This is a genomic window from Desulfuromonas svalbardensis (genome assembly GCF_055389415.1).
Genome location: NZ_AP042416.1, coordinates 2025852 through 2042949, shown reverse-complemented (window position 1 = coordinate 2042949; position 17098 = coordinate 2025852). Strand labels below are relative to the sequence as shown.

Here is a 17098-nt window from a genome sequence, read left to right as displayed (position 1 = left end):
CTACGGCTTTACAATCAGCCGTTCAAACAATAGATAAATAAGCGCTGCGGCAATCAGACCATTAATCGGTGCAATTCCCGGTAACCAATGAGCTGCAATAACGCCCCCTGCCCACGCTGAAAAGGCCGACAAACGAAGCCCATTTGCTGATAGCTTGAGTTGCTGCTCACCCTTATCGTGATGACGATGATGGAGAAAGTAGTCGGTGATAATAATCGCCCCAATGGGGGGTAAACAGGAACTAAGCAAGGTCAGAAAGCCGACAAAATGGTGATACAGAAACAGCGAAAAAAGAGACCCTAAAGCGCCATTGAAAATCACCAGCTTTTTTTTCGACAGACCCGTAATGTTTGACAAGGCCAGCCCCGAAGCATAAAGGGCGCTATCGTTGGTGGTCCAAATGTTAAGACCAAGGACAACCACTGCGGGGATAATAAGACCTTGTAATAACATCACTTCTGAAATATCGGCTTGCCGATAAACCGAAGCGCCCACTGCTCCAAAGACAAACATTAACGAATTACCGACAAAAAATGCCACCACCGTGGTCGAAACAGCAATCGTACTCGAGCGCGAAAAGCGGATAAAATCTGGCGTCAACGTACCACCGCTGATAAAGGAGCCAACGCATAACGTCAAGGCGAGGGAAAAATCCATCGCTGAATCAGGAACAATCGCCAATAACGAATGAAGACCACCTGCCGTGGTTACAGCCCGCTCGACGGAGAAGAACCCTAATCCCGCAATGGCGGGGACAGCGACAAAACTCAGAGCGGTTAAGGCACGGATACCAAAATAGGCGGTCAACGTCATTAATGCACCCGCGCCCGCTATCAACACGTACAGGTTGACCCCCGTCAACTTCTGAATGGGCAGGGCAAACATGGTAATGCCAACACCAAACCAGCCGACCTGCGTGCTACCCAATAACAGCGATGGCAACCACGACCCTTTGATACCAAAGGAGCTGCGGGCCAGCAGATGGGTCGATAATCCCGTTTTGGCGGCGATATAAGCTAAGGTTCCAGTATAGAGGCCAAGGATCAAGTTACCACCTAGCACCGCTAGCGCAAAATGTTGTGCGTCAAGACTGGTACCCAAACGACCACCAGTCCACATGCTGGCCGAGAAAAAAGTGAACCCCATCATGACAATCAACATCGGCCAAAAGCCTCGGCGATGCTGTTCTGGCACAGATTGTAAGGCAAAATCAGCGGTTGCGTGGTTGCTGTCAGTTTGCGTCATCCGTTGTTGGTCCTTTAGCCTCATTTATCGACCATTAGGCCGTTATAAATACAATACATCGGCATGAATAAAGCGATGATTTACATACAGTGCAAATACAAACGATCATACCACTAACGGTATTTCAGGTCATGATCTGAATTCTGGCCAACACACGATTACTGCTTTTAAGCACACATGTTTTCAACATATAGATTGATGATTTTAATTGTGATGTTATATAGTTATCCGCGTCGACAAGAGTTTATTGAATCACGAAAAAACCTCACACTGGTGGGAGAACAACACGTGCAACATCGAACATATCCGATTCTTTTTTTAAGACACTATTTCGCTATCACGGCGAAACTGATAATGGCTCTTGTCGTAACGTTATGGTTCGTAAGTTGTGGCAGCAACTCATCTTCAGATAAAACAACCATCACCCTTCTCCACACCAATGATACCCACAGTCACCTTGAAAGTTTTACTCCGTTTGGCGAACCAGAACAAGGCGGCGTAGCACGAAGAAAAACCGTGATCGAAGCCGTCCGTGATGAAGTGGGGCCAGACCAAGTATTACTTGTTGATGCGGGTGATTTCTGTCAAGGAACCACATTTTATAATGCTTGGCAGGGCTCTGCCGACATCATGGCACTCAACGCCTTAGGCTACGATGTTGTCACTCTGGGTAATCACGAATTTGATCGTGGCCCAATTGCCCTCGCCCGTGCCATCGATGGCGAGGCAATCGACATTGCTTGCAGCAGTTACCCTACCGAACCATTACGCGTTCCTATTGTCTCTACCAATTTAGATTACAGCGCTGAACCTTCATTATTCGGTAAAATTCAACGCAGTATTGTTGTCGAAAAAAGTGGTGAGCAGATCGCGGTTCTTGGCGTGATCACCCCGCTACTCGGCGATATCTCTTTATGCGGCTCAACCATAGCGGTGGACAACTATCTAACGAGCATTCAAGCAGAGATCGACCTATTGACCGACCAGGGAATTAATAAAATTATCCTGCTTTCCCACGCGGGCTACGATGTCGATATTACCATGACCACCCAGCTTTCAGGGGTTGACGTGGTGGTTTGTGGTCACGATCACCCTCTTCTGCTGGCCGAATCCGCCTACAGCGATGGCGCACCATTGCAGTATTTAGCCGAGAAAGTTGTCGCTGATTACCCGAGTCTCAGCAGTGACGCACAAGGTAACAGGGTGCTGCTTGTTGGCGCATACGAATGGGGCAAACTATTAGGCCGTCTCGATGTCACCTTTGATCGAGCAGGTCACATTATCGATTGGGCAGGTGAGCCGATTGCAATGAACGCTGAGATTAATGCCGACAGCGAGCTAACTGAACAAGTAGCCAACTATAAAGAGCCGATCACTGAATTCAGCTCCGTTATCATTGGTGAGGCAGGTGTGTATTTCAACGGTGACCGTAATCCCGGAGTACGCAGTCAAGAGATGCCGCTGGGTAATTTGGTGAGCGATGCCGTACTCAAAGTGGGTGCCACCTACGATAGCGCTGTTGCGTCCATCATCAACAGCGGCGGTCTCCGCTCTAGCCTCCCCCTCGATATTAATCCGGATACCAATTTGCCACCCTACGCGATAACCTTTGGCGATGCCATGTCAGCGCTACCGTTTGGCAACACCATTAGTACCATCGATGTCACCGGTTACGAGCTTGTCAGCGCCTTAGATAACGGCCTGACGTGGGCCTTTGACTACGAGACCATGGCCACCCGATCATCTGGTGCCTTCCCGCAGATTTCAGGGTTACAACTCACCTATTGCTCCGCCACTGTTGAAGATATGCATCAAGGCGTTGTGCTGCCTACGCCTTGCCCCGCGGCCCTTATTCCTGGTGGTGTCGTCACCTCACTACAGGTTGCTGACGCAGCCGTTAATTTTGCATCGACCTATCGCATTGCAACAAACAATTTTCTCGCCAATGGTGGTGACTACTACCTGTCGTTACAACAAGCGTGCAAGCGCCCCGATGGCTACTGCGTTGATAGCGGCATTCTCGCTTTGGATGCTGTAATCAATGAATTTGATACCTTAGAACCCGTTGTTCGATTTGATGAGGATAGAATTGTTGCCGAGTGATTTTCGGGCGATGTACGCTAAACTCACTTACCACGCGGGGATTGACAACTCGAACGATTTGCACCTGAAACATAAAAACATTATTAATCATCTTTTCTATCACTGTGAGTTAAACATATGGTTTTACAAAGTCTATTAGGGCTAGTTGTCTTTATTTTTTTAGCATGGCTATTCAGCGAAAACCGCCGCAAGTTTCCTGTAAAACTGGTGCTCATCGGTGTCGGATTGCAATTTTTGTTAGCGGCAATATTCTTTAAAATCCCCCTTTTTCAAAAACTTTTTCTGCTGTTAAATCAGGTCGTCATCGCGCTAGAACAATCAACGCAAGCTGGCACCAGCATGGTTTTTGGCTATCTCGGTGGCGGACAACTGCCGTTTGTGGAACCCTTTGCTGGCAGTGCTTATATTTTAGCCTTTCGCGGCCTACCGATGGTGTTGTTGATCAGTGCCCTGTCGTCTCTGCTGTTTTATTGGCGCATCCTGCCCCGTATCGTTAACGGTGTATCCCATCTGCTACAAAAAACACTTGGTATTGGTGGCGCTGAAGGGGTCGGTGTCGCCGCCAACATCTTTGTCGGCATGATTGAAGCTCCCCTGCTCATCCGCCCTTATCTGCTCCATATCAGCCGCAGTGAACTTTTCACCCTCATGACCTGTGGCATGGCAACCATTGCTGGCACAATGATGGCCTTATATGCATCCATTCTGAGTGCTGTGATCCCTGATATTATTGGTCATATCCTCACGGCATCGCTGATTAGTGCGCCAGCGGCCATTGTTATTGCTAAAATCATGATCCCTGAAACAGAAGAGAAAACAGATGGTCAATGGAAAGTTGATAGCAACATCCGTAGTAGTATGGATGCCATTGTCCAAGGAACGGTTCAAGGGATACAGTTGCTGATCAATATCATCGCTATGATCATTGTCATGGTGGCCCTTGTCCACCTGTGTAATATGATTCTAGGGCTTATCCCCAGCGCCAACGGACCAATCAGCTTACAGCAAATTATGGGTGTACTGCTTGCTCCAGCAACATGGCTTATGGGTATCCCGTGGCATGAAGCTCAGACCGCTGGGGAACTGTTTGGTACCAAGACCATCATTAACGAATTTATCGCCTACATCAACATGGCTCAACTGCCAACAGGAGCACTGAGCGACCGCAGTTTACGCATCATGAGTTATGCTCTATGTGGTTTTGCAAACCCTGGCAGTGTCGGAATTATGATCGGTGGATTACGAGCCATGGCTCCAGAAAGAGGGCATGAGATTGTCTCACTCGGCATTAGATCGCTACTCGCTGGAACCTTAGCAACAAGCATGACAGCAACGGTCGCCAGCCTGCTTCTTTAACACACTGAAGGGATCAATCATGCACCAGACAGAGTTCCAGTTACGCTTACCTGATTGGCTTATTCAGCATCTCGATAAACCGCTGCCACCACTCACCAGCGATCAGCGAAAAATGGCGTGGGTTATTGATTTGTCGCGACAGAATATTGCTAACGATGGCGGCCCGTTTGCCGCTGCGGTGTTTGAGCGCTCAACGGGACAACTTATTTCTGCCGGTGTCAATCTTGTCGTTCCGACCAATTGTTCGGTGATGCACGCTGAAATCGTTGCCATTATCATGGCTCAACAACAAATTGAACACTATCTCCTTGAAGCAACAGAGGAGAAAAACTATGAACTATTTAGCACAACTGAACCCTGTGCCATGTGTATGGGGGCGATCCCTTGGGCGGGAATTTCTCGTTTAGTGTGTGGTGCCCGCGATGAGGATGCTCGAAAGATCGGTTTCAACGAAGGAGATAAACCTGATGATTGGGTGAAAAAATTCAGCCAACGCAACATCAGCGTTGTTCGAGACCTATGTCGCCTTGAAGCCGCTCACGTGTTAGAGCAATACGGTCAACAGCACGGAACGCTCTATTAATCGCAATATGGTGAAAAACAGTTAGGAGAGACATCAATGGAAGAACTCATAGCGCGCTACGGCTTAATTCCGCACCCCGAGGGCGGCTTTTACAAAGAGGTGTACCGTTCGCCACAAACGGTTGTATCCAATGCCGTACAGAGCGAAAGACAAGCGGTCACCCATATCTATTTTTTACTCACCAAAGGGCAAGTCAGCCGCTTTCATAAAGTGTGTCACGACGAGATCTGGAACTTCTATGAAGGCTCACCTCTTCGCCTGCTAACCCTCCATGATGGAAAAATTGCCGAGCAACGTCTCGGTTCTGACTCCGGCGACTATGTCGCAATTATCCAAGGGGGATCGTATCAGGCCGCTGAATCAACAGGCAACTATACCTTGGTTGGCTGTAGTGTTGCTCCGGGTTTTGATTTTAATGATTTCAGCTTTTTAAGAGATGATTCGCAGCAGCTGGAGATGATAGCGAATAATTCTTTAGAATTAAAACGCTTCATTTAAATAATTTGAGTTGATTTCAAAGATGGGAGATACGATGGATATTTTTTTGGCTGCGGCCATCGACGAAGCAAAAAAAGGGTTAAACGAGGGCGGAATCCCTATTGGCTCGGTGCTTGTTATTGACAATAAGATTGTTGGCCGAGGCCATAATCGCCGGGTGCAGAAAAGTAGCGCAATCCTACACGCTGAGATGGACTGCCTTGAAAATGCGGGCCGGTTGACGAGCCAAGACTACCAACGTGCGACCCTCTACTCAACCCTCTCACCGTGCGATATGTGTAGCGGTGCCGTACTTCTATATGGAATACCAAACGTTATCATCGGCGAAAACCAAACCTTTAAAGGCCCTGAAGAATACTTGAAATCGCGAGGAGTAGAAGTCTCAATTATCAATAACTCTGAGTGCATCGACTTGATGCAATCCTTTATCGAAGCTCAGCCGCAACTATGGAATGAAGATATTGGTGTGTAACGATTCTCTGTTAAAACAGACGCTAGGGCACCATCCAACCTCAAGTGCAACGAGGAGACCGATTGAATCATAAGGTTTTCAGCACGTTACAACTTAAATCAGATCTAACAAAAAGTAACTTGAATGCGACAATGGAAAATCGTTAAAATATCAGGTTAATGATAATTTAAATTCGCATTGGAGCTTAAATGATTCGTCTCTCTGATTTTCGCATTCAGCCCAAACTGATCCTCTTCTTTTTGTTGACTGGGATCATTCCTCTGGTCGTTGTTGGTATTCTTAGCAACAAAGTAGCGACCGATGCTCTACTGAAAAAATCATTCGCTGAATTAAGTGCCATCCAGAATATCCGCAAAGATCAAATTGAAAGTTTTTTCGACAATTTATTGGCTAACAGTAGAATTTTAGCCGAATCCAATCGTATCCATGAATTAGTCGTACGACTAAAAGATCATGATGATCGAACCTCCGAAAATCAAAACCGTCTGTTAAAAATTAATTCACAACACTACCATCAACTCATTGCCCCCTACATAGGTTCACTTAAAAATTACACAAACACCTATAACTACTACGATCTATTCATCATCGATGCAAAACAGGGTGATGTTTTACTAACAGTTAGTGGTGAAGACGATCTAGGCTCAAACCTCACTCACGGTATCTACCGTGACAGTGGCTTAGCTAAGGCGTGGCGTGCAGTAGTTGAAACTGGTGACACGGCTTTAATCGATTTTGCCCCCTACAAACCCAGTGGCGGTATCGAAGCAATGTTTATCGCTCAACCCATTCGTGATCAACAACAGAATATCATCGGCGTGCTGGCCATTCAGATTAGCACAGAGCTGGTGACCAACATTGTTGATTCACGTCAGGGAATGGGCAACACAGGTGAATCGTACCTTATCGGTATTGTTGACGGTACGTATGAGGCTCGCAGCAACCTTAGAACGAATAACCTAAAGAAATTTGTTGTCGGTTATAGCCACGATACGGTTTTAAACTACTGGAAGGATGCGGATAATGCGGGTGTTTCAGGTGGTCAAGGAACCTATCTCGATAGCACTAATAACGCAGTTCTTGTTACCTATAATAAGTTAAAGCTACAAAACTTGGACTGGATGCTAATCTCCAAGATTGACGAACATGAAGTAACCGAACCAATTCGTAACGGCTACCGGATCACTTTCATCGTTTCAAGTGTTCTACTGGCATTAATCTGTTTCTTTTCCTGGATACTTTCGCGCACTTTGACTCGCCCACTTATCGAAGATATGCGTTTTGCTCAAGCAATCTCTAGTGGAGACCTCTCCGCGAGCCTAAACATCAATCAAAAAGATGAGTTCGGTGATCTCGCCCGAGCCTTGAACTCTATGGCCAGCAATCTCCAAGAACTTGACTGGCTCAAAAACGGCAAGGAGAACCTGAACGACCAGCTGCGCGGTGAAGATCAAACCAATGAGTTAGCAAAAAAATTCATCTCTTTTGTCACCAAACATATGAATGCCCAACTCGGAGCACTCTATTTAAACAACAACGAAGTGCTGGAGCTACAAGGAAGCTATGCTTTCACGGACCGCAAAGGCAACTTCAACCGTGTTGTCATGGGTGAAGGGATGGTTGGTCAAGCTGCATTAGAGAATCAAACGATCATTTTCAGCGGGATCAACGACGAGGCTCCAGCCATTAATTACGGCGCGGGAGAAACAATTCCCCAGCATTACATGGCGATCCCCATCTCTTTTGAAGGTGTTCTGGTCGGAGTCATGCTGCTCGGCTCAACACAACCATTTACTAAACTACAAAAACGTTTCATTGAGCAAAACATGGAGAATGTAGCGATTTTATTTAATGCCGCCAAATCACGGCAAACAATCAATCGCTTATTAGAACAAGCGCAACAACAACAAGAAGAGCTAAGCGTTACCAACAAAGAGTTAGAAGAGCAATCTAACGCTCTACGCGAATCCGAAGCAGAACTTCAGGCTCAACAAGAAGAACTACGCGTCACCAATGAGGAGTTAGAGGAACAAACTAAAGTACTCAAACGCTCAGAATCAGACCTTCAAGCCCAACAAGAAGAACTACGCGTCACCAATGAAGAGCTAGAAGAGCGGACCAACGCTCTTGAAGAGCAGAAAGAAGCGATCCACACCAAGAATGAAGATTTAATCAAAGCGCAGGAGATCGTCAAACAGAAAGCCCATGATCTGGAAATTGCCAGCAAGTACAAGTCAGAATTTCTTGCCAACATGTCGCACGAGTTGCGTACACCGCTCAATAGCATTCTGATTTTATCGCAGCTCTTTGCCAACAACAAAAAGGGTAACTTAAGTAGCAAGCAGGTCGAGTCAGCACAAGCCATTCACTCCTCCGGTTCTGATCTGCTGTCATTGATCAACGAGATTCTCGATCTGTCCAAAGTTGAAGCCGGAAAAATTGAGTTGATGCTTGAAAACATCCAGCTTAATCATCTGATTGAAAACCTCAAACGTATCTTTGACAACGTTGCCAGCGAAAAAGGGCTTACCTTTAACATTGAACTCGCCGATAACCTGCCCGCGCAGATTTTGAGCGACGACCAACGCTTACAACAGGTTTTACGCAACCTGCTGTCCAACGCCTTCAAATTTACCCACCAAGGCAACGTCAATTTAAAAATTGCCCGACCAACAGCAGAACAACTCAGCAACAGCCCGTTGAACGCAGAAAACAGCATCGCCTTTGCCGTCATAGACGAAGGGATCGGAATCCCTCAAGAGAAACAAAATGCGATATTCCAAGCCTTCCAACAAGCCGATGGCAGTACCAGCCGCAACTATGGTGGCACAGGACTCGGACTGTCGATCTCCAAAGAGTTATCGCGACTGCTCGGTGGTAGTATCCATCTCGAAAGCATTGAGGGTCAAGGTAGCACCTTTAGCGTGGTTATTCCTGAACAACATCAACCGCATGCTTCTGATGACGCCGAAGAAAAAATCGCTAAGATTTTTGACAAAAGCACAACCACAACCGCCCCTCAGGTTCCAGAACAACAGAGTACACCACAACCAAGCATCGAAAAAACACCACCACCCACCAATAGTCAATACGTTGAAGATGATCGAAAATTGATCGAACCATCATCAAAAAGCCTGCTGATCATTGAAGATGACCGCAACTTTGCTGAAATCATGTGTAACTTTGGTCGCGAGCGCGGTTTCAAATGCGTTGTTGCTGAAGATGGGGAAACAGGCCTCCATTTTGCTGACTACTACCAACCAAGCGCGATTATTCTTGATATTGGCCTGCCAGGCATTGATGGCTGGACAGTAATGGAACGCTTGAAAGATAATTCAGCGCTGCGCCATATTCCAGTCCATTTCATGTCAGCCAGTGACAGCTCTCTTGACGCTATGCGCATGGGAGCCATCGGCTATTTGAGTAAGCCAGTGAGCATGGAAAAAGTTGAAGAAGCATTTAGTACCATTGAAGAGATCGTTGAGAAACCAGTTCGAAGATTACTATTAGTTGAAGACGATAAGATACAACAAGAATGTATTATTCAGCTGATCGGTAATGGCGATGTTGATACCCACGCTGTTTCTAGTGGCCAACAAGCCTACAAAGAGCTGGAAAAAGGCGGTTACGACTGCATGATTCTTGACCTTGGCTTAAATGACATGACTGGCTTCGAACTGCTGGAGATGATCCGCCAAAGTGACAGCATTGCCCGTATTCCGGTCATCATCTACACTGGACGCGACTTAACCCGCGATGAAGAGAAACAGCTTAATCACTACGCCGAAAGCATCATCATCAAAGGGGTAAAATCACCCGAACGACTACTTGATGAATCAGCACTGTTCCTGCACCGCATTGAAGCCAACCTACCAGAAGAAAAACGCAACATGCTCAAACTGGTCCATGACAAAGAAACGCTTCTCAATAACAAAACGGTACTGCTGGTTGATGACGACATGCGCAATGTCTTTGCCCTGTCGAGTGTCCTTGAAGAACGCGGCATGGAGATTATCATTGCAAAAAATGGTGCCGAAAGCCTTGAACAATTGGAAAAACACCCCGAGATTGATGTTGTGCTGATGGACATCATGATGCCGGTGATGGACGGTTACGAAGCGATGCGTAAAATCCGTCAACAACGTAAATTTGCCAAGCTTCCGGTCCTTGCCCTCACCGCCAAAGCGATGAAGGGTGACCGGAGTAAATGTATCGAGGCCGGTGCCAACGACTATCTGGCTAAACCGGTCAACACTGATAAACTCATCTCAATGCTAAGAGTCTGGTTATACTGATATGAACACTCATCCATCATGTGAAGACGAGCAACTAGAGGTGCGCTTACTACTCGAAGCGATCTTCCTTAAATATGGCTACGATTTCAGAAACTACGCTTCGGCCCACACCAAGCGTCGGCTTGAGCATCGCCGCAGTTTAGATGGCATGGCCACCTTTGCTGAAATGCAGCATCGTCTGCTGTATGACGAGGCATTTTTCAACAAACTGTTACTCGATTTATCAATCAACGTCACCGAGATGTTTCGTGACCCGTGGTTCTACGAAAAAGTGCGTGAAGTTGTCATCCCGCACCTGCAGACCTACCCTTACCTAAAAGTTTGGCATGCGGGCTGCTCAGCGGGCCAAGAGGTCTATTCAATGGGCATTTTGCTTAAAGAAGAAGGACTTAAAAATCGGGTTCAGATCTACGCCACAGACTTTAACGAATTAATCCTGCAAAAAGCCAAAGACGGCATCTATCCGATGGATGTAGTGCGTGAGTACACAGCAAACTATCAGAAATCTGGCGGAAAACGATCTTTCTCTGACTATTACACTGCTGATTACGATAATGTTGTCATGAAACAATCACTTAGAGATCAAGTACTCTTTTCGTCGCACAACCTAGTCACCGACGGTGTGTTCGGCGAGATGAACATGATCTGCTGCCGCAATGTGCTGATCTACTTTAACCGTGAACTTCAAGATAAAGTTCTCAAGTTATTTTATGATAGCCTGTGCCCAGGAGGGTTTCTCTGCCTAGGTTCAAAGGAGAACATTAAATTTTCGGAGGTTTCCGACAATTTTGAAACGGTTTCAGAACGGGAAAAAATCTATCGAAAAAAGCGCCTTGATGTCTAAAACGGTCAATGTTTAAGTGAATAATGAAATGAAGTTATTGTGAACTGGGGGGGACACAATGAATAATGAGAACAACTACGAAGCAATCGTTATTGGCGTTTCAGCTGGAGGGCTCAGCGCCTTAGAAACAATCTTCAAAGATCTCGATGCTGAGTTTTGTCTTCCAATACTGATTGTTCAGCACCTCAGCGCCAGTTCTGAAAACTATTTACCGGTTCACTTTGGCACCCGCTATCCACAAAATTTCAAGGAAGCTGACGACAAAGAGAAGATCGAGAGCGGTACGATATATTTTGCACCACCGAACTATCACTTACTGGTGGAGTGTGACCATCATTTGGCATTGTCAGCGAGTGACCGGGTTAATTTCTCTCGGCCATCTATTGATGTATTATTCGAAAGCGCGGCAGATGTCTTTGCTGACAAATTAATCGGAGTCATCCTTACTGGAGCCAATTCAGATGGTGCAAACGGACTCGAAAAAATCAAACGCTATGGCGGTTTAACCATCGTTCAAGACCCTAAAACAGCCGAGTCTGAGCCGATGCCAACCGCAGCAATTAATGCCACAAATGTTGATCACGTTCTGCCATTAGAACAGATCGGAAATTTTCTTAATTCACTGAACAGGGTAAATTAAACAAATGAAACCCGCAAAGATATTGATTGTAGATGATCGCCCAGAGAACCTCCTCACCCTTGAAGGACTACTCGAAGACCTCCATGTCGAACCTATCAGAGCTCTTAGCGGTGAAGAAGCGCTGGCTGCAACTCTCGATCACGATTTTGCATTAGTGCTACTTGATGTCCAAATGCCAAATATGGACGGTTATGAAGTCGCCGAGTTAATGCGTGGCAACAAAAAAACCCGCCATATTCCGATCATTTTCGTTACGGCCACTCTCAACGCCGAGGCCCATATATTCAGAGGATACCAATCGGGGGCCGTTGACTATCTTGCAAAACCTTTTAACCCGATGGTGTTAAACAGTAAAGTCGGTGTTTTTATCGAACTGTTTCAACAAAAAGCGGCCCTTGAAGAAAAAACGATCGAATTTGATCGAAAACTGGTGGAACTTGAAGAACTGCAACAACAACTCGAAGAAACCAATGAGCAGTTACTCTTACTCTCAACCACCGACGGCCTGACTGGACTATATAATCGCCGCCGGTTTGACGAGTTATGCGGTGAAGAATGGAGCCGCTGCCAGCGCAATAACCACTCACTATCGATGTTGGTCCTCGATATCGACTACTTCAAGGTTTACAACGATACCTATGGTCACTCTGCCGGGGACGAATGTCTAAGAGCCGTTGCTACCACCCTGGCAAACTCATTACTGCGCGATATCGACAATGTTGCCCGAATCGGTGGTGAAGAATTTGCCGTTATTCTTCCTAACGCCGACCTTGAAGGTGCCAGATTAGTCGCTGAAAGAATTCGTAAAGCGGTCGCAGCATTAAAGCTTGAGCTCAGCGTTTCCACCGGCCTTACAATCAGTATCGGTGTCGCTTCGATGATTCCAAACAGTGAAAACAGCATCAAACAATTGTTCTCCTCTGCCGACACTGCACTCTACACGGCTAAAGACCAAGGTCGTAACCGCTGCTGTTTAGCGACCAACTGAGTAAAAACCCCATTTTCATCTTACGGTAATCAAACGCCAGCATGAAAAGAGAAATGGTTAATCACCATTTAACAGACCTTTAAACTCGGGGATAAAGCTCGAAATAAAAGCCAGTCACCCATTATCAGCATTCTCTGCATCAAGGCACCACGGTGAACTCAGATAATTGAGAAAAAAACATCACATTCTAAATAAAAGCCCCGCCAGACTTTGAGTCTGGCGGGGCTTTTATTTTGTAACGATCCTGTTAATACAATTTAGAACTCAAAGCGAACTTTACCGGTAAAGCTATGCGCGTCGAAGTCTTGACGACCTGAATAGTCATAACCTAAACGCAGGCTGACGTTTTGCTCACCGATACTGGCGATGGTAAGTGCCGCACCAAGGTCCCAACTGGTTTCAGCAGGCTCAACCCCTTTGGTGACAAAGGCGGTACTGCCACCAACAAAATTGGCAGTACTAACGATACGATCATTTTCTAAATCGTAGTTCACCATAGCGCTCACTTCAGGCGTAATGCTTCCCCAATTGCGTTGGAACTCTTTTTGGACCTGAGCACCAAGCCCTGCGGTACAAACGCTGTAATCCTGTGAGTCAACATGAAGAGCGAGACTGCCACTACCGGTTTCGCTGTAGCTATCGTACTCCTTAACGGAGTACTGCATGGCCAGTAATGGATTAATCTGCCAACCTTGTTGGTTAAACTTCAGCCCCATCTCAACCTTAGCGTTGTAACTTTCGCTGTCGTAATCGCTTTGGTACACATCGCTACCAACATTGCGACTGCCATCGACGCTACCGATTCCAGCTGAAACAGTTGCTTCACCATACCATGCGCCACCGTCGTAACTGCCATACAGGCTGAACAGGTTATCGCTCATATCAAAGTCGGCACTGTTGTCGTCAGCGTCAGCATCGGTAGTACCGCGGGTATAAGCGAAACCGAAAACGATATCGCCAAATTCATGGTCAAGTCCGATAGTAAGGCCAGTGGTATCAGCGTCAAAACCGCTGGTACCATCGCGTTGATCTTGTTCTGTTTCGCTAAAGCGGATGCTAAACCACATGCCACTGTTGGCAACCACCTGATCGCCGCTGTTAAGGCCCATCAGCGCGCCAAGGCGATTACCAATATTGAAGCTTGAAGTGCCAAGGGTTTGACTCATACCAGCAACAAATGCACCACTAACGTTGGGGGTCCACTCGTCTGGATCCGTTGCAAGGGTGAATTTTTCATCAGCCATAGCGGCATGAAATGCCGCAGTAGCATTGGTTGACAGTCCAGCGTGTTCAGGGGTCAGCAATTGCGCTTTAACGATCAGATGATCGTCATCTGAAGCATCATCCCAGCTTAATCTCAACAGCGATGATTGGTCTTGCGAGGTTAAGTTTAGTTGCTCTAGATCCCAGTCACCATCTTGTGCAATCAACAACGTTTGACTGACAGCTTCACCATAAGTGCTAAACGGGATATAATCGGTTGAGTTAATTTGAAAGGTTGTTCCCGGATCAAGCGTTGCACTGGTTAAGTAATAATAGGAACCAAAATCAGGGAGAAACGCTGAAGAACTCAACTCTACCTGCAATAGCCCCGTTGATTCGTTATGCAACTCACCGGCCATGATTGCGCCAGCAATGGTTCCTTGATTATTAATTTTCCCATCACCCATGAAGCCTAAAATTGCAATATCACCGCTAATTGAAGAACTCGAATCAATATTAACTTCTACATCTCCCATCATCAGTACAGCGGCACTTATTTCACTGTATTCATCGTTGACCACATAACTCACCCGACTACCGTTACGCAGATCAACACGATAAGCGCCCGTGTGATCGAAATTAATGGCTAAAACAGCAGCAGAAAGGAATCCCCCAGGGGCCTCAACATCAACACTTGAGTTGTCTAAGATCAGTGCATCACCACTCGTCGACCAAGCAGCGATCCCCATAACACTAGTTTCAGGTATCTCTTCAGAATTGGTGGTTATCGCCTGCGCTGAAACCCTTACCGCAGAATCATGCAGTTGCAAAGAAGGCTCGCTATCATCGTTAACACTATCGAGATTGTACAGCATGATTCCAGAAGCACTGGCCCCACTATCATGTTCGGACTGTGCCGTAACTGAAACATCAACGCTTGAGTTGTATAGAATCAGTGCCTGACCACTTACATCCTCAGCATTGATTCCTGAAGCAAAAGCGAGTGCTTTCCCATCAGAACCGGTGCTTGTCGCCTGTGCGGAAACCTTCACAGCAGAATCATACAGTTGCAAAGCTGCCGCGCCATCATCTTGCACATTATCGATATTCTGCATCAAGATTCCAGAGACATAGACCTCGCTATCACCATCGGACTGCGCTGTAGCCGCAACGTTTACCGTTGAATTATGCAATAAGGCTGCGGTTGTAGATTGTCGATCTTCATTTAAAGGGTTGGGGTCAATGACAATACCACTGAGCATATATTGATCATAGAAGTCAGTGTCGTCATCCTTGTCAGCCGTATTTCCCCTACCAATGGTCGCGCTGCTGTCACCGTCAGTTGACTGAGCCGTTGCTGTTGCCGTGACATTAATATTTGCATCAACCACGTTCAGTGCTGCACTTTCATAATCAAACAGGGCGATGGCACTTGGCACGCCACCATTGCCAAAATCAATAATGGCACTGGCGTCGCCGCCGCCCGACTGAGTCGCGCTTGCTGTCATTTCGGCGATAATATTCGAATCGTTTATATCAATGCTAATCTCTTTGCTAGCTTCTGCCGATAGCGTTGATGCCACAGCAACAGCGTTAGCGGTCTCATCATCAACACGCTGTTCGGCTGCAGTTGCTACAGCGGTAAGGACCGATTTTTCAGCAATGGTAATAGCACTGTGCTCTAATTCAATGGCAAGCGCACCCGCTGCGGCATCTGATCCACTCGCATGGGATAGAATCGAGGCACCATCGGTGCAATCAAATGAAAAGCTGCTGCCAGCAAGACCACTCTGCGCGAGAACTCCTACGGCGATAGCATCACTATCAAAACCTTGAGCGGTTGCAATACTGGAAATTTCCGACTGACCGTCAACATTAAACACAATCTGGTTATTATCGAGAAAGCCAACCGCATAACTACCAGCATTCGATTGGTCACCCTCTAGGTTGGTCGCCACTTCGATTTTTGAGACAGACATCAGATCGATCTCAAGCTGGTCACTGTCCCTCGAAAAAAAACCACCACTGTCAGCGCTGGCTTGAGTCCCTGTTATGGTGTTAGTGACCTGCAACTGTGAATTTTCCTCAAGCAAAACGGATAAGTCCGTCACAGAGAAGACTTGGATACCAGAGACCCACTGATCCGCCTCAAGAATCTCATCATTTTGCGTTGCCATAAGCGTCGAACTCGTTTCAACCATGGAACCATTCTCTAAGCGAATCGACGCCACATCAGCATGGCTAACCTCAATCCCGATCGCGGAATTCCCCCTATCCAGTATGCCCTGTGTGTTAACCGTAATGGAGGAGCTATTATCCAGCGCCACTTCTGCCGTCGTAATGTTACTAAGAATAACGCCATATAAGTTCAGAGCAGAATCATCACTGTCACCAAAAAGATGAACCGAAGACCCTTGATCAAGATTCACGCTACCGGTAACACCCTCACCTAGTGACTCAAACAATACGCCAATAGTATAGGGGGACTCACTACTCCATTCCGATTCAAGGAGGCTCGCATCATCCAACTGTAGCGGGTTACCCAAATCGGATAACGGCGGATAGGTTTCATTGTTGTTCGGTCCCGCATAAACGATGCTCGCATCAGACGTTAGCGAACCAGCAAAAACCAAACTTGCAGGTAAAATAACTGTCGCCATAACTAATAAAAAACAACCAAATCCTCTTTTCACCATCCTTAACCTCCGAATTATTCAAAGACATAAAACTTCAAAGCAGCATAAAATCTCTTCTACCTACCTGAACCAGATTTTAATGTATATCATTTATAGTATAAAATCATTCACATTTGTTTAACTAGCTGCCATTAAATACAGATATCTCATAAGCAGGTCAAATGCTCACAATGGA

General features: G+C 46.4%; 11 protein-coding genes. 9 read left to right on the top strand and 2 right to left on the bottom strand.

Annotation, left to right across the window (positions count from 1 at the left end):
• Complete coding sequence (gene codB / locus ACZ5KY_RS09245) at window positions 1-1269, bottom strand: cytosine permease (protein ID WP_464243610.1); 1269 nt, start codon at window positions 1267-1269, stop codon at window positions 1-3.
• A 264-nt stretch (window positions 1270-1533) separates the two neighbouring features.
• Between codB and ACZ5KY_RS09240 the strand changes: the two genes are divergently transcribed.
• The 9 genes from ACZ5KY_RS09240 (at window position 1534) to ACZ5KY_RS09200 (ending at window position 13024) form a co-directional block, all read left to right on the top strand.
• Complete coding sequence (locus ACZ5KY_RS09240; protein ID WP_464243609.1) at window positions 1534-3348, top strand: bifunctional metallophosphatase/5'-nucleotidase; 1815 nt, start codon at window positions 1534-1536, stop codon at window positions 3346-3348.
• A 117-nt stretch (window positions 3349-3465) separates the two neighbouring features.
• Window positions 3466-4704: a NupC/NupG family nucleoside CNT transporter gene (locus ACZ5KY_RS09235; protein WP_464243608.1), complete on the top strand. Its 1239-nt coding sequence runs from the start codon at window positions 3466-3468 to the stop codon at window positions 4702-4704.
• 19 nt (window positions 4705-4723) lie between these two features.
• Complete coding sequence (locus ACZ5KY_RS09230) at window positions 4724-5287, top strand: nucleoside deaminase (protein WP_464243607.1); 564 nt, start codon at window positions 4724-4726, stop codon at window positions 5285-5287.
• Window positions 5288-5323: 36 nt separating this feature from the next.
• Window positions 5324-5785: a cupin domain-containing protein gene (locus ACZ5KY_RS09225; protein WP_464243606.1), complete on the top strand. Its 462-nt coding sequence runs from the start codon at window positions 5324-5326 to the stop codon at window positions 5783-5785.
• Window positions 5786-5819: 34 nt separating this feature from the next.
• A complete protein-coding gene (locus tag ACZ5KY_RS09220; protein WP_464243605.1) occupies window positions 5820-6257 on the top strand; it encodes a nucleoside deaminase in 438 nt (145 codons plus the stop codon).
• Window positions 6258-6445: 188 nt separating this feature from the next.
• The gene (locus ACZ5KY_RS09215; RefSeq protein ID WP_464243604.1) at window positions 6446-10552 is read left to right on the top strand and encodes a response regulator; all 4107 of its coding nucleotides are present in this window, start codon (window positions 6446-6448) and stop codon (window positions 10550-10552) included.
• Between the two features lies 1 nt (window position 10553).
• On the top strand, window positions 10554-11396 hold the full coding sequence (locus ACZ5KY_RS09210; protein ID WP_464243603.1) for a CheR family methyltransferase: 843 nt from the start codon (window positions 10554-10556) through the stop codon (window positions 11394-11396).
• Between the two features lie 58 nt (window positions 11397-11454).
• Window positions 11455-12036 carry a chemotaxis protein CheB gene (locus ACZ5KY_RS09205; RefSeq protein WP_464243602.1) on the top strand — a complete coding sequence of 194 codons (582 nt, stop codon included), beginning with the start codon at window positions 11455-11457 and terminating at the stop codon, window positions 12034-12036.
• Between the two features lie 4 nt (window positions 12037-12040).
• Window positions 12041-13024 (top strand): GGDEF domain-containing response regulator, encoded by a 984-nt coding sequence (locus ACZ5KY_RS09200; protein WP_464243601.1) that lies wholly within the window; start codon window positions 12041-12043, stop codon window positions 13022-13024.
• Between the two features lie 257 nt (window positions 13025-13281).
• Here ACZ5KY_RS09200 and ACZ5KY_RS09195 read toward each other — a convergent pair whose 3' ends face one another.
• Window positions 13282-16923 (bottom strand): autotransporter family protein, encoded by a 3642-nt coding sequence (locus ACZ5KY_RS09195; RefSeq protein ID WP_464243600.1) that lies wholly within the window; start codon window positions 16921-16923, stop codon window positions 13282-13284.
• Window positions 16924-17098 lie beyond the last annotated feature (175 nt).

What these genes read in the sequence shown, in the direction of transcription:
- ACZ5KY_RS09210 (WP_464243603.1), top strand. Translation starts at nt 10,554, where the DNA reads ATGAACACTCATCCATCATGTGAAGACGAGCAACTAGAGGTGCGCTTA.
- ACZ5KY_RS09195 (WP_464243600.1), bottom strand. Translation starts at nt 16,923, where the DNA reads ATGGTGAAAAGAGGATTTGGTTGTTTTTTATTAGTTATGGCGACAGTT.
- ACZ5KY_RS09230 (WP_464243607.1), top strand. Translation starts at nt 4,724, where the DNA reads ATGCACCAGACAGAGTTCCAGTTACGCTTACCTGATTGGCTTATTCAG.
- ACZ5KY_RS09235 (WP_464243608.1), top strand. Translation starts at nt 3,466, where the DNA reads ATGGTTTTACAAAGTCTATTAGGGCTAGTTGTCTTTATTTTTTTAGCA.
- ACZ5KY_RS09225 (WP_464243606.1), top strand. Translation starts at nt 5,324, where the DNA reads ATGGAAGAACTCATAGCGCGCTACGGCTTAATTCCGCACCCCGAGGGC.
- ACZ5KY_RS09200 (WP_464243601.1), top strand. Translation starts at nt 12,041, where the DNA reads ATGAAACCCGCAAAGATATTGATTGTAGATGATCGCCCAGAGAACCTC.
- ACZ5KY_RS09220 (WP_464243605.1), top strand. Translation starts at nt 5,820, where the DNA reads ATGGATATTTTTTTGGCTGCGGCCATCGACGAAGCAAAAAAAGGGTTA.
- codB (WP_464243610.1), bottom strand. Translation starts at nt 1,269, where the DNA reads ATGAGGCTAAAGGACCAACAACGGATGACGCAAACTGACAGCAACCAC.
- ACZ5KY_RS09215 (WP_464243604.1), top strand. Translation starts at nt 6,446, where the DNA reads ATGATTCGTCTCTCTGATTTTCGCATTCAGCCCAAACTGATCCTCTTC.
- ACZ5KY_RS09205 (WP_464243602.1), top strand. Translation starts at nt 11,455, where the DNA reads ATGAATAATGAGAACAACTACGAAGCAATCGTTATTGGCGTTTCAGCT.